12 protein-coding genes are annotated in these 12,901 nt (G+C 65.2%); 3 read left to right on the top strand and 9 right to left on the bottom strand.

The features are described 5' to 3' along the window. Window positions 1-26: 26 nt before the first annotated feature. From aptA to ACODRW_RS22290, 3 genes are all read left to right on the top strand, one after another. The gene (gene aptA, locus ACODRW_RS22300; protein WP_227106588.1) at window positions 27-1,343 is read left to right on the top strand and encodes an omega-aminotransferase AptA; all 1,317 of its coding nucleotides are present in this window, start codon (window positions 27-29) and stop codon (window positions 1,341-1,343) included. A 42-nt stretch (window positions 1,344-1,385) separates the two neighbouring features. Then, window positions 1,386-2,873 carry a CoA-acylating methylmalonate-semialdehyde dehydrogenase gene (locus ACODRW_RS22295; protein ID WP_488906714.1) on the top strand — a complete coding sequence of 496 codons (1,488 nt, stop codon included), beginning with the start codon at window positions 1,386-1,388 and terminating at the stop codon, window positions 2,871-2,873. A 173-nt stretch (window positions 2,874-3,046) separates the two neighbouring features. Further along, window positions 3,047-4,684: a methyl-accepting chemotaxis protein gene (locus tag ACODRW_RS22290; RefSeq protein ID WP_107797935.1), complete on the top strand. Its 1,638-nt coding sequence runs from the start codon at window positions 3,047-3,049 to the stop codon at window positions 4,682-4,684. 168 nt (window positions 4,685-4,852) lie between these two features. On the opposite strand, the gene kynA is transcribed toward ACODRW_RS22290, so the two are convergent. From kynA to ACODRW_RS22245, 9 genes are all read right to left on the bottom strand, one after another. After that, window positions 4,853-5,695 (bottom strand): tryptophan 2,3-dioxygenase, encoded by an 843-nt coding sequence (kynA, locus tag ACODRW_RS22285; protein ID WP_227106592.1) that lies wholly within the window; start codon window positions 5,693-5,695, stop codon window positions 4,853-4,855. A 166-nt stretch (window positions 5,696-5,861) separates the two neighbouring features. Beyond that, window positions 5,862-7,346: an apolipoprotein N-acyltransferase gene (gene lnt, locus ACODRW_RS22280; protein ID WP_488906713.1), complete on the bottom strand. Its 1,485-nt coding sequence runs from the start codon at window positions 7,344-7,346 to the stop codon at window positions 5,862-5,864. A 269-nt stretch (window positions 7,347-7,615) separates the two neighbouring features. Then, window positions 7,616-8,467, bottom strand: coding sequence for a CorC family transporter (locus ACODRW_RS22275; RefSeq protein WP_019102982.1), 852 nt, complete (start codon window positions 8,465-8,467; stop codon window positions 7,616-7,618). Between the two features lie 3 nt (window positions 8,468-8,470). Further along, on the bottom strand, window positions 8,471-8,977 hold the full coding sequence (gene ybeY, locus ACODRW_RS22270) for an rRNA maturation RNase YbeY (RefSeq protein WP_107797937.1): 507 nt from the start codon (window positions 8,975-8,977) through the stop codon (window positions 8,471-8,473). After that, window positions 8,958-9,944: a PhoH family protein gene (locus tag ACODRW_RS22265; RefSeq protein ID WP_107797938.1), complete on the bottom strand. Its 987-nt coding sequence runs from the start codon at window positions 9,942-9,944 to the stop codon at window positions 8,958-8,960. Before ACODRW_RS22265 ends, ybeY begins: the two co-directional genes overlap by 20 nt. 82 nt (window positions 9,945-10,026) lie before the next feature. Next, a complete protein-coding gene (locus ACODRW_RS22260) occupies window positions 10,027-10,314 on the bottom strand; it encodes a YciI family protein (RefSeq protein ID WP_107797939.1) in 288 nt (95 codons plus the stop codon). A gap of 84 nt (window positions 10,315-10,398) precedes the next feature. Then, complete coding sequence (gene miaB, locus ACODRW_RS22255; protein ID WP_107797940.1) at window positions 10,399-11,733, bottom strand: tRNA (N6-isopentenyl adenosine(37)-C2)-methylthiotransferase MiaB; 1,335 nt, start codon at window positions 11,731-11,733, stop codon at window positions 10,399-10,401. Window positions 11,734-11,805: 72 nt separating this feature from the next. Continuing rightward, complete coding sequence (locus ACODRW_RS22250; RefSeq protein WP_107797941.1) at window positions 11,806-12,198, bottom strand: hypothetical protein; 393 nt, start codon at window positions 12,196-12,198, stop codon at window positions 11,806-11,808. Between the two features lie 115 nt (window positions 12,199-12,313). Further along, the gene (locus ACODRW_RS22245) at window positions 12,314-12,784 is read right to left on the bottom strand and encodes a GNAT family N-acetyltransferase (protein ID WP_488877509.1); all 471 of its coding nucleotides are present in this window, start codon (window positions 12,782-12,784) and stop codon (window positions 12,314-12,316) included. Window positions 12,785-12,901 lie beyond the last annotated feature (117 nt).

Here is a 12,901-nt window from a genome sequence, read left to right as displayed (position 1 = left end):
TCGGCCGAGAGCCAGGGGAGACAACGATGAATCAGCCGCAGATGGACGCGTTCTGGATGCCCTTCACCGCCAACCGCCAGTTCAAGAGCGCTCCGCGCATGCTGGTGAGCGCCGACGGCATGTATTACACCGACGACCAAGGCCGCCAGATCCTGGACGGCAGCGCCGGCCTGTGGTGCGTGACCGCCGGCCACAACCGCAAGCCCATCGTCGAGGCGGTGCAGCGCCAGGTGGCGACGCTGGATTACGCGCCGCCGTTCCAGATGGCGCACCCCAAGGCCTTCGAGGCCGCCGACAAGCTGGTGGCGATGGCGCCCAAGGGCTTGAGCAAGGCCTTCTTCGTCGGCTCCGGCTCGGAGGCGGTGGACACCGCGCTGAAGATGGCGGTGGCCTATCACCGCGTGCGTGGCGACGCCGCCCGCGTCAAGCTGATCGGCCGCGAGCGCGGCTATCACGGCGTCAACTTCGGCGGCGTCTCGGTGGGCGGCATGGCCGGCAACCGCAAACACTTTCCGGTGTCCCTGCCGGCGGTGGACCATTTGCGCAGCACCCATGATCTGGCGCGCAACGCCTTCAGCCGCGGCGAGCCGGAGCACGGCGCCGAGTTCGCCGACGAACTGGAAGCGCGTATTCTGACCCTGCACGACCCGTCCACCATCGCCGCCGTCATCGTCGAGCCGATGGCCGGCTCCACCGGCGTGCTGATCCCGCCCAAGGGCTATTTGCGGCGCCTGCGCGAAATCTGCGACCGCTACGGCATCCTGCTGATCTTCGACGAGGTGATCACCGGCTTCGGACGCCTGGGCGCGGATTGGGCGGCCAACAAGTTCGGCGTGCTGCCGGACATCATCACCTGCGCCAAGGGCCTGACCAACGGCGTGGTGCCTATGGGCGCGCTGCTGGTGAAGCCGGAGATCCACGACGCCTTCATGGCCGCCGCCGGCGAGCGCATGATCGAGTTCCCCCACGGCTACACCTATTCCGCCCATCCGCTGGCCTGCGCCGCGGCGATCGCCTCGCTGGACCTGTACCGCGAGGAGCAGTTGTTCGAGCGCGCCGCCGGGCTGTCCGCTTATTTCGAGGAGCGCGCGCACGCCTTGCGCGGCCAGCCCTACGTCAAGGACATCCGCAACCTGGGCCTGGTGGCCGGCATCGAAATGGACAGCCGCCCCGGCGCGGCCGGGCAGCGCGGTTTCGACGTCTTCCTCAAGTGCTGGGAACAAGGCGTGCTGGTGCGCTTTACCGGCGACATCCTGGCGGTGTCGCCGCCCTTGATCATCGAAAAGCACGAGATCGACCGGCTGTTCGACACCATCGCCTCCGCCTTGCGCGCCTGCGAGTAAGCGCGGCGCCGAATACTCAACTCATTCGAATCGGAACATAAGATGCAAACCATTCCTCATTACATCGGCGGCGAACGCTGCGAAGGCCGGAGCGGCCGCTTTGGCGATGTCTACAACCCGGCGCTGGGCAGCGTCGCCGCCCGCGTGCCGCTGGCGAGCCCGGACGAGGTGCAGGCCGCGGTGGCGGCGGCGCGCAAGGCCTTTCCGGCCTGGGCGGAAACCTCGCCGCTGAAACGGGCGCGGGTGATGTTCAAGTTCAAGGAGCTGCTGGAGCAGAATCAGCAGCGCTTGGCGGCGCTGATTTCCAGCGAGCACGGCAAGGTGGTGTCCGACGCCATCGGCGAAGTCGCCCGCGGCCTGGAAGTGGTGGAGTTCGCCTGCGGCATTCCGCAGCTGCTGAAGGGCGAGTTCACCGAACAGGTGGGCGGCGGCATCGACAGCCATTCCATGCGTCAGCCGCTGGGCGTGGTGGCCGGCATCACCCCGTTCAACTTCCCGGCCATGGTGCCGCTGTGGATGTTCCCGGTGGCCTTGGCCTGCGGCAACTGCTTCATTCTCAAGCCGTCCGAGCGCGACCCGTCCGCCGCGCTGCTGCTGGCCGATCTGTTGCAGCAGGCCGGCCTGCCGGCCGGCGTGTTCAGCGTGGTGCACGGCGACAAGCAGGCGGTGGACGCCTTGCTCGCCCATCCCGACATCGCCGCGCTCAGCTTCGTCGGCTCCACGCCGATTGCTCAGTACATCTACGAAACCGGCGCGCGCCACGGCAAGCGGGTGCAGGCGCTGGGCGGCGCCAAGAACCACCTGGTGGTGATGCCGGACGCGGATCTGGACGGCGCGGTGGAGGCCTTGATCGGGGCCGCTTACGGCTCGGCCGGCGAGCGTTGCATGGCGATCTCGGTGGTGCTGGCGGTGGGCGACATCGGCGACGCGCTGGTGGAGCGGCTGGCCGAGCGCGCGCGCAATCTGAAGATAGGCGTGGGCGACGACGCGGTGGCGGAAATGGGGCCGCTGGTGACGCGCCAGCACTTGGACAAGGTGACGGGCTATGTCGATCAGGGCGTGGCCGAAGGCGCGCAGCTGGTGGTGGACGGCCGCGGCTACCGCCATCCCGGTCACGAGGACGGATTTTTCCTGGGCGGCTGCCTGTTCGACCATGTGACGCCGGAGATGACCATCTACAAGGAGGAAATCTTCGGGCCGGTGCTGGCGGTGGTGCGGGTGCCGGACTTCGACAGCGCGGTCAGCCTGATCAACGCCCATCCCTTCGCCAACGGCACCAGCATCTTCACCCGCTCCGGCGGCGCCGCGCGCGAATTCAGCCACCGCATCCAGGTGGGCATGGTGGGCATCAATGTGCCGATCCCGGTACCGATGGCATTCCACAGCTTTGGCGGCTGGAAAGCCTCGCTGTTCGGCGACCATCATATGCACGGCCCGGAAGGCGTGCGCTTCTATACCCGGATGAAGACGGTGACCAGCCGCTGGCCGGCCAAGATGACCGCCGAATTCGTGATGCCGACGATGAAGTAAGGATGGAATGACGACTCTGGACGCGTGCTCGCGTTCAGTTGAAACCCGGAGCGATCCGGGTTTTTTTTATGCTGTTGATATTTTTCATCGAAATGTATCAAACTGGGATTAATCGCATAAAAAGAGCGATCAGCGCTGTCTAGAATAAGCTAACAAGGTGTGGGGAGATGGAAATGAATAAAACAACAATGAGCCTGCGCGGCCGTTTGCTGCTGCTTTTGGTGGCGATGGCCCTGCTGGTGACGGCGATAGGCGTGTTGTCGGTGATGCGCGAGCGGGACACCATGTTGCTGGACCGCAAGGACAAGACGCGCAATCTGGTGGAATCGGCGGCGGCCTTGGTGACGTCCTACGAGAAGATGGCGGCGGACGGCAAGATGAGCGAGCCGCAGGCCAAGCAACTGGCGGCGGCGGCACTGAGCAGCATGCGTTACGACGAGCGCGAGTATTTCTTCGCCTTCGACAAGGGCCTGACCTATGTCGCCCACGGCGTGAAGCCGGCCTTGATCGGCAAGAATCTGCACGGGGTTAAGGAGGGCAGCGGCCAGGACATGGGCCAGTTGTTCGACCAGGCGCTGAGCGCCGGCGGCGGCAAGGGTTATGCCGCTTATGTCTGGGACAAGCCGGGCTTCGACGCGCCGCAGCCCAAGATCTCCTATTTGATGACCTCGCCCGGCTGGGGCTGGGTGCTGGGCACCGGCATCTATCTGGACGATGTGGCTGCCGCCTATCACAAATCGCTGTTCAACCTGGCGCTGGAAGTCGGCGTGATCCTGCTGCTGCTGGCCGGTCTCGGCGGCTACATCATGCGCAGCGTGCTGGGCCAACTGGGCGGCGAGCCGGCGGTCACCGTGGACATCGTCAAACGCATCGCCGCCGGACAGCTGGATATGGACGTGCCGGTCAAAGCCGGCGACCGCGACAGCCTGCTGGCCAATGTGGCCGGCATGCAGGGGCAGTTGCGGCAACTGGTGGGCGACATCGCCGCCGCGGCCAGCCGGGTGTCGGAGATGAGCGCCGACGTCAGCAGCCACGCCAGCGAAGTGGCCAACGGTTCGGAGAAGCAAAGCGAGGCGGCCACCTCGATGGCGGCGTCAATCGAAGAACTGACCGTCAGCATCAACCATATTTCCGACCGCGCTCAGGACGCCCGCAATCTGTCCGAGCAATCCGGCGAATCGTCGCAGCAGGGCAGCGAGGTGATTTCGCGCGCGGTGGCGGAAATGCGCCGCATCAATGAATCGGTGGAATTGGCCGCCGGCACCATCAACGAGCTGGTGGACAAGGCGCAAGTGATCTCCGGCATCATGCAGGTGATCAAGGACATCGCCGATCAGACCAATCTTCTGGCGTTGAACGCGGCGATCGAGGCGGCGCGCGCCGGCGAGCAGGGCCGCGGCTTCGCCGTGGTGGCGGACGAGGTGCGCAAGCTGTCCGAACGCACCGCCCAGGCCACCGAGGAGATCGCCGGCATGATCGCCGAGATCCAACAAAGCTCCACCCAGTCTCACGGTTCGATGGAAGAGGCGGTGCGGCGCGCCAAGAACGGCCTGGAACTGGCCGAGCAGGGCGGCGAGGCGGTGGGCGAGATCCGTCAGAGCGCCGGCGGGGTGCTGGGCGTGGTCAACGATATTTCCCACGCGCTGAAGGAGCAGGGCACCGCCAGCCAGGACATCGCCCAGTACGTCGAACAGATCGCAATGAGCTCCAGCAAGAACGCGCAGGCGGCGTCCACCGCTTCGGCGGCGCTGGCGGACATGAACCAGCTGGCCGGCAATCTGCGCGGGCTGGTGTCGCGCTTCCGCTGTTGAGCCGGCGGCGCGCTAGGCGGTCTTAGAGCCGATTCGAAATCTCGCGGGCGAGAGCGAGACAAGGTGAAAACCGCTGAGAACGCCGAATGCAGGTTTACTGCATGAGCGTTTCGAAGCGGTACTCACCGTGCAACGCGTCACGACGCGCAGCCGATCGTAAGCAGGTTCTTAGCGGCCGATCTCGGTGCGCACGTCCAGCAACTCCGGGAAGAAAGTCAGCTCCAGCGCCTGCTTGAGGAAGCGCACGCCGCTGGAGCCGCCGGTGCCCTGCTTGAAGCCGATCACCCGCTCCACCGTTTTCATGTGCCGGAAGCGCCACAGGTGGAAGTATTCCTCCACGTCCACCAGTTTTTCCGCCATCTCATAGGCTTCCCAGTGCTGCTGGGGCTGGTCGTAGATCAATTTGAACAGCGGGATCAGTTCCGGGTTGCGCTGATAGGGCTGCGACCAGTCGCGTTCCAGGCTGGAGGCCGGCACCGGCAGGCCGCGCCGCGCCAGATGGCGCAGGAATTCGTCGTACAGGCTGGGCGCATCCAGGATGGCCTTCAGCGAAGCGTGTTTGTCCGCTTCATGGGCGAACACGTTCAGCATCGCCTGGTTCTTGTTGCCCAGCAGGAATTCGATGGAGCGGTATTGATGCGACTGGAAGCCGGAGGAATTGCCCAGCACGTCGCGGAATTCCATGTACTCCGACGGCGTCAGCGTTTCCAGCACCGCCCATTGCTCGAACAGCAGACGCTGGATCTGCTTGACCCGCGCCAGGCATTTGAAGCTGGGGCCCAGCGTGTCCTGCTGGACGAAGCGCACCGCGGCCTGCAGCTCGTGCAGCATCAGCTTCATCCACAATTCCGATGTCTGATGCTGGATCACGAACAGCAACTCGTCGTGATGCGGCGGGTTGGACAGCGGTTTCTGACAGGCCAGCAGCTCGTCCAGGCATAGATAGCCGCCGTAGCTCATGCGCTCGGAAAAGTTGGTGACGATCCCGGCTTCCAGTTTTCTCTCGTTCATGGTGTTTCCCTTGTAGAGGCGGCGCGTCGTTTCTTGGTGTGTGTCCGGTACGGGACCGGTTTCGCGTCGCCGGCGAATGATGATCGGGAATCCGGGGCCGAATGTCAAAACGCGCGATGTTCCTGTGTGGAAACATCGCGCGTTTGCGGTGTGAGGGCTACAAGGCTCAGGGCCGGTGTTTGCGGCCCAGCAGCATGGCCAGCAGCAGCAGCGCCGCGCAGCCTATCAAGACCGGCATATTGCCGTGGCGCATATAGGGCGTCAGCCCCAGGCGGCCCTGGGCGAAGCCCTGCAGCACCTGGCGGGTGTAGGGCGCGGCCACCGCGGCGATTTCGCCGTCCGGGCGGATGATGGCGGTCATGCCGTTATTGGTGGCGCGCAGCATGTAGCGGCCGTTTTCCATCGCGCGGGCCTGGGACAGCTGCAGGTGCTGGCTCATCGCCACGCTCTTGCCGAACCAGGCCAGATTGCTGACGTTGGCCATGATGCTGGCCTGGGAGGCCGGGCCTGTCAGCTCTTCGCCGAAGCTGTCCTCGTAGCAGACGTTGAAGGCGATCTTCTCGCCGGCCAGCGCCAGCGGCGGCTGATTGGCGCCGCCGCTGCTGAAGCCGGACATCGGCATATTCATGAACTGGTAGATCCAGCCGATCAGGCCGGGCACCGGGATGAACTCGCCAAAGGGCACCAGATGGTCTTTGGCGAAGAAGGGCCGGCCCGGCGTGGTCAGCGCCACCACCGCGTTCAAATAACCGCGGCCGTCGTTGGTGCGGCGTGGCACGCCGGTGGCCAGCGCCATGCCGGCGCGTTGGGCCTGGCCTTCCATCATGCTCAGATAGCCGGACGGCAGGTCGTCGAGGAAGAGCGGCAGCGCGGTTTCCGGCAGCAGCATCAGGTCGGCGCGGGTGGTGGCCACTTGCTGGTAATACACGCGCAGCGATTCTTCCAGGTTTTCCGGCGACCATTTCAGTTCCTGAGCGATATTGCCCTGGGCCAGCGCCACGCTGATCGGCTTGCCCTGCGGCTGGGTCCATTCCACGCTCTTGAGCCAGAAACCGTTGCCCCACACCGCCAGCGCGGCGACCAGCAGGCCGGCGCGCATCTTCCAGCCGCTGTGGACCATCAAGGCCAGCGCGCCGGCGGACAGCGCCACCAGGTAGGTGACCAGGTGGGAGCCGCCCAGCGGCGTATAGCCGGCCAGCGGGCTTTCCGTGATCTGCGAGTAGCCGGCGGCGGCCCAGGGGAAGCCGGTCAGCACCCAGCCGCGCAGCCATTCCCCCAGTTCCCACAGCGCCGGGAAGGCCAGCAGCCAGCGCTGCCACGGCTTGGCGGTGACGCGGGCGCTCAGCCACATCGCGAGGCCCGGGTAGAGCGCCAGATAGGCCGGCAGCAAGAGCACCAGCGGCAGGGCGATCCAGGCCGGCAGGCCGGCCACGTCGTGCAGGCTGTTGTAGATCCAGTTGAAGTTGCTGGTGTAGGCGGCCAGACCCCAGACATAGCCGATCCAGAACGCGCGCTGCGGGTGGCGTTGAGTCAGGTCGGCCAGCGCCGCCAAAGACAGCGGCATGATCCAGAATAGCCGATAGGGGGCGAAGGCGAACAGTGTGAGGCTGCCAGCCAAGGCGGCTGCCAGCAGGACCAGTAAAGTGCGCATGGTAGGCATCAGGCGAAGCCGGCCGGCAAAAGCCGGCCGACGGATTGTCAAATAGCTGATCTTCATCTTAGGAGCGGGCGGCGCGGGCTCCAAGCCCAATCCGGCCGCCGGCTTCCGGCAGCGGCGTTCAGCGTCTGTTCACGCTCTTGCGAGCGTGGGCGAGACAAGGCCGAAACGGCTGGGAAAGCGCAATGCGCAGGCGGCGCATGGGCGTTTCTCAGCCGTGCTCAAGCCAGGCCTCCGCCGCGAAGCGGAAGGCGCGCCGCTTCTCAGACCTCGCTGGTTTCCCCGGCCTGAATCCGCTCCACCAGCAGGGTGTCGACGCGGCGGTTGTCGGCGCGCAGCACGGTGAAGCGCAGGCCGGCGGCTTCCACCGCCTCGCCGCGCTTGGGCAGGTGGCCGGTCAGCGAGATCACCAGGCCGCCGACGGTGTCGACGTCGTCGTCTTCGAAATCGGTTTCAAAGTAATGATTGAAGTCCTCGATCTCGGTCAGCGCCTTGACCCGGTAGCGCTGATGGCCGCGCACCGGCAGGATGTCTTCCTCGTCGTCCTCGGTGTCGTATTCGTCCTCGATGTCGCCGACGATCTGCTCGATCACGTCCTCGATGGTCACCAGGCCGGACACGCCGCCGTATTCGTCCACCACCACCGCCATGTGATTGTGGGTGGCGCGGAAATCGCGCAGCAGCACGTTCAGCGGTTTGGACTCCGGCACGAACACCGCCGGGCGCAGCACCGCCTTCAAGTCGAAGCTGGCCGGCGCGTGGAAATAGCGCAACAGTTCCTTGGCCAACAGAATGCCCAGCACGTCGTCCTTGCTGTCGCCTATCACCGGAAAACGCGAGTGTCCGGAGTCGATCACCATCGGCAGGAAGCGGGTGATCGGGTCGTCGCAGCTGATCACGTTCATCTGGCTGCGCGGAATCATCACGTCGCGCACGGTCAGCTCGCTGACTTCCAGCACGCCCTCGATCATGCCGAGCGCTTCCGCGTCCAGCAGATTGCGCTCGAAGGCGTTGTGCAAGAGCTCGATCAACTCTTCGCGATCTTCCGGCTCGCGCAGCAACATGGTGGACAGGCGTTCCAGCCAAGTCGGCCGCGGTTTACTGGGGTCTTCCATTTCTTAGAACTGCTCCTCTCGATAAGGGTCGGGATATCCTAGCCTCTGCATGATGACGGTTTCAAGCGCCTCCATGGTTTCGGCTTCGTCGTCTTGTTCGTGGTCAAAGCCTTGCAGGTGCAGCATGCCGTGCACCAACAGGTGGGCGTAATGCGCTTGCAGCGGCTTGTTTTGCTCGGCCGCCTCTTTTTCCACCACCGGCGCGCACAGCACCAGATCGCCGATCAAGGGCAGGCCGGGCACCGGCTCGCCCTCGTTGAGGGCGAAGCTCAGCACATTGGTGGCGTAGTCCTTGCCGCGGTAGTCATGGTTCATTTGGCGGCCTTCGTCGGCATCCACGATCAGGATGCTGACCTGGGCCTGTTTGACGCCGGCTTGCAGCGCCGCCTGGCTCCAGCGGCGCAGATCGGCGGGCCGCGGCAGCGCGGCGGTTTGACTGCGCACGTCCAGGCTCAGTTCCAGGCGCGCGGCCAGCCGCGCCAGCAGCGGGTTACGCTTGGCTCTTTTCATCTTGCTTGCTTTGGTATTGGTCGTAGGCGTCGACGATTTTCTGCACCAGCGGGTGGCGCACCACGTCGTCGCTCTGGAAATGGTGGAAATGGATGCCGCGGACCTTGTCCAGGATGCGTTCCACTTCGACCAGGCCGCTTTTCTGATGGCGGGCCAGATCGATCTGGGTCACGTCGCCGGTGATCACCGCCTTGGAGCCGAAGCCGATGCGGGTCAGGAACATTTTCATCTGCTCCGGCGTGGTGTTCTGCGCCTCGTCCAGAATGATGAAGGCGTTGTTCAGCGTGCGGCCGCGCATATAGGCCAGCGGCGCGATCTCGATCAGGTTCTTCTCGAACAGCCGGGTCACGCGGTCGAAACCCATCAGATCGTACAGCGCGTCGTACAGCGGCCGCAGATACGGGTCCACTTTCTGCGCCAGGTCGCCGGGCAGGAAGCCCAGCTTCTCGCCGGCCTCCACCGCCGGGCGCACCAGCACGATGCGCTTGACCGCGTCGCGCTCCATCGCGTCCACCGCGCAGCCCACCGCCAGATAGGTCTTGCCGGTGCCGGCCGGGCCGATGCCGAAGGTGATGTCGTGCTGCTGGATGGCCTTGATGTAGCGGCTCTGGCGCGGCGTGCGGCCGCGCAGATCGCCGCGGCGGGTCACCAGCACCGGCGCGTCTTCGTCGTCGGTCGCGGCCGCGGCGCCGTGGGGCGCGTGGCGGCGCAGTTCCACCAGGCACAGTTGCACGTCGTCTATCGACAGCTCCTGTTTTTCCGCCAGCAGATAGAGCCGGGTCAGCGCCTCCACCGCGGTCTTGGCTTGTTCGCCCTGGACGCGGAAACTTTCGCCGCGGCGCTGCACCGTCACGTCCAGGCCGGTTTCTATCTGTTTCAGGTTTTCGTCCAGCGGGCCGCACAGGCGGGCCAGCCGTTCATTGTCGACAGGGTTGAAGCTCAGGGGTTCGGCGTGCGATGTAGTCATGCGGCTCGTAGTCTGGGTCGTTGTCGGCGGCCCGCCGCGGGGCGGGACGGCCGATGGACAAGGGTTAGGGCTGCGGCGCTCATTAAATGTTCCGCAGACAATCCAGTTCCGGCGCGCTCATGCTGGCGTGGAACTCGGTGATTTCGTAGCGGGCGAGGCCGGCGACGGCGAAGGGGTCGCGCGCCAGCAGCGCTTCCAGCTCGGCGCGTTCGCCGCGCGCCAGGATCACGCCGCCGGTGCGCGGCGTCTTGCGGCCGGAGGCCAGCAGCAGGCCGGCGGCGTAACCCTGCCGCAGCCAGGCGACGTGCGCTTCCAGCTGTGCGTCGATGTCGGACAGCGGGGCGATGTAGCTTAGCGAAACAATGAACATGGCGGCGTCAGCGTGAAGGGAAAGCGCCAAGCATACGCCGGCCCGCGGCGGCCGGCGCGAAAAAATGGCGGACGGGCGTCATGCTCAGGCGGTTTCCGCGATCAGCGCCTCGCCCACCAGCGAGTGGGGGCGGGCTTCGGTGATGCGCAGATCGATCATCTGATTGAGCAGGCGCGGGTGGCCGGCGAAGTTGACCACGCGGTTGTTGGCGGTGCGCGCCGCCAGCATGGCGGCATCCTTCTTGGACACGCTTTCCACCAGCACGCGTTGCACCGTGCCCACCATCGCCTGGTTGATGGCGAAGCCCTTGGCCTCGATCACCTCGTTCAGGGCTTCCAGCCGGCGCACTTTCTCCGCGTGCGGGGTGTCGTCCGGCAGATTGGACGCCGGCGTGCCCGGACGCGGGCTGTAGATGAACACGTAGCTGAAGTCGACTTCCATGTCCTTGACCAGCTTCAGCGTCTGTTCGAAGTCGGCCTCGGTCTCGCCGGGGAAGCCGACGATGAAATCGGACGACAGGCACAGATCCGGCCGCAGCGCGCGCAGCTTGCGGATGATGGATTTGTACTCCAGGCCGGTGTAGCCGCGTTTCATCGCGGCCAGCACGCGGTCGGCGCCGCTTTGCACCGGCAGGTGCAGATGGGACACCAGCTTGGGCAGCTTGCCGTAGCAATCGATGATGCGCTGGCTGAATTCGCGCGGGTGGCTGGTGGTGAAGCGGATGCGCTCCACGCCCGGCACTTCGTGCACGTATTCCAGCAGCAGCGCGAAGTCGGCGATTTCGCCGTCGGCCATCATGCCGCGATAGGCGTTGACGTTCTGGCCCAGCAGGGTGATTTCCTTGACGCCCTGGACGGCCAGACCGGCGATTTCGGTCAGCACGTCGTCGAAGGGGCGGCTGACTTCCTCGCCGCGGGTGTAGGGCACCACGCAGAAGGAGCAATACTTGGAACAGCCTTCCATGATGGACACGTAAGCCGCGCCGCCCTCCACCTTGGCCGGCGGGATGTGGTCGAACTTCTCGATTTCCGGGAAGGAGATATCCACCTGGGAGTTGCCGCTGGATTGGCGCGATTTGATCAGGTCCGGCAGTCGGTGCAGGGTTTGCGGGCCGAACACCACGTCGACGTAAGGCGCGCGCTTGACGATGGTTTCGCCTTCCTGCGACGCCACGCAGCCGCCGACGCCGATGATCAGATCGGGCTTGGCCTCTTTCAGCGGACGGATGCGGCCCAGGTCCGAAAACACTTTTTCCTGCGCCTTTTCGCGCACGCTACAGGTGTTGAACAGGATGATGTCGGCTTCTTCCGGCTTGTCCGTCTTGATCATGCCTTCGGAGTCGGACAGCACGTCGGCCATTTTGTCCGAGTCGTACTCGTTCATTTGGCAGCCGAACGTCTTGATGTATACCTTTTTCATTGCAGCTAGATTCCAGCGTGTTTCAGTTCGCCGCCGGGCCGGACCCGACAAGCGCGCCGCGAGCGGCTGAGTTTATTGGGACGGCTGGGCGGCCGCTTCGGCTTCCCTTTGCTTCAGCAAGTCCACTTCCTCGGGGCGCAGCACCCAGATCCGGTTGATCTGGCCTTGCATATTGAAGGTGACCCCCACCGGCCGGCCTTCCAGATTGTCCAGTTGGCCGCGCAGCAGGAAGCGGTTGTTCTCGTCGAAGATGCGCAGACCGGGCGCCAACGGGAATTGGCGCTCGGAGCGGATGAAGATGCCGAGCAGACTTTCCAGCAAGGAGCGGTCTTTCTTGACGAACTCGATGGTGGCGTCGTTAGCGGCGCGGACCGTGCCGGCCTTCAGTTCCATCGGCAGCAAACGGCCGGCCAGGGCCGGGGCGGCGAGCCATGCCGCGCAAAGGGCGACTATGAGTATTTTCATAAGGAATTGAATACGTTGCGCGCGATTCTATCATAGCTTGGCCATGGGGCTGGCCAAATCTTCCTTGCAGCATAGGCGTTTTGGCGCGCCGACGCGGCCCGCGTTCACCCTGCGTTCACAAGGAGCGCCGCATGCCGACCGCGTCTTCGCCGTAAGCCCGGCGGGTGTAATCGTCGCGCGCGCAGGGCTGATAGCCAAAGCGTTTCCAATAGCGCGCGGCGCCCTGAACCGCCACCAGCCGCGCCTGGCGCAGCCCGCGCCGCCGGCCCTGGCCCAGCACGGTTTGCACCAGCCGCGGCCCCAGGCCGTGGCCGCGCGCGTCCGGATGCAGCGCCAGATCGTGGATGAACAGGGTGTCCACCGCGTCCGGCAGCCTCTCCAGCGGGCGGTTGAGGCTGGGCGGCCGGCCGGCGGTCCAGGGATGGGCAAACACATAGCCCAGCAGCTGGCCGGGACGCTCCGCCACCCAACAGGTGTCCGGCGACAGGCGGTGGCGCGAGGCCAGCGCGTCCCGGCTCTCGATCAGCGACGGCGGATAGCAGTGTTGCTGAACTTGCAGCACGGCGGGAAAATCTTGAACTTGCATCGGGCGCAGGACAATGGCGTCCTGCCGGCGACAGACTGCGGACATCGGGTGCGGGCCAATCCATGGAAGACAAAAAGCAAAGCGCGCGGCCGGAGCCGCGCGGTGTCGAAGGCGGCG

The sequence above is a fragment of the Chromobacterium sp. FG89 genome (assembly GCF_057808735.1).
The sequence above is the reverse complement of the archived record's forward strand: the minus strand, read 5'-3'. Positions and strand labels throughout refer to the sequence as shown.

Bases quoted from the DNA above. Each gene is read 5' to 3' on its own strand.
- aptA (WP_227106588.1), top strand. From the start codon at position 27: ATGAATCAGCCGCAGATGGACGCGTTCTGGATGCCCTTCACCGCCAAC.
- ACODRW_RS22295 (WP_488906714.1), top strand. From the start codon at position 1,386: ATGCAAACCATTCCTCATTACATCGGCGGCGAACGCTGCGAAGGCCGG.
- ACODRW_RS22290 (WP_107797935.1), top strand. From the start codon at position 3,047: ATGAATAAAACAACAATGAGCCTGCGCGGCCGTTTGCTGCTGCTTTTG.
- kynA (WP_227106592.1), bottom strand. From the start codon at position 5,695: ATGAACGAGAGAAAACTGGAAGCCGGGATCGTCACCAACTTTTCCGAG.
- lnt (WP_488906713.1), bottom strand. From the start codon at position 7,346: ATGCGCACTTTACTGGTCCTGCTGGCAGCCGCCTTGGCTGGCAGCCTC.
- ACODRW_RS22275 (WP_019102982.1), bottom strand. From the start codon at position 8,467: ATGGAAGACCCCAGTAAACCGCGGCCGACTTGGCTGGAACGCCTGTCC.
- ybeY (WP_107797937.1), bottom strand. From the start codon at position 8,977: ATGAAAAGAGCCAAGCGTAACCCGCTGCTGGCGCGGCTGGCCGCGCGC.
- ACODRW_RS22265 (WP_107797938.1), bottom strand. From the start codon at position 9,944: ATGACTACATCGCACGCCGAACCCCTGAGCTTCAACCCTGTCGACAAT.
- ACODRW_RS22260 (WP_107797939.1), bottom strand. From the start codon at position 10,314: ATGTTCATTGTTTCGCTAAGCTACATCGCCCCGCTGTCCGACATCGAC.
- miaB (WP_107797940.1), bottom strand. From the start codon at position 11,733: ATGAAAAAGGTATACATCAAGACGTTCGGCTGCCAAATGAACGAGTAC.
- ACODRW_RS22250 (WP_107797941.1), bottom strand. From the start codon at position 12,198: ATGAAAATACTCATAGTCGCCCTTTGCGCGGCATGGCTCGCCGCCCCG.
- ACODRW_RS22245 (WP_488877509.1), bottom strand. From the start codon at position 12,784: ATGCAAGTTCAAGATTTTCCCGCCGTGCTGCAAGTTCAGCAACACTGC.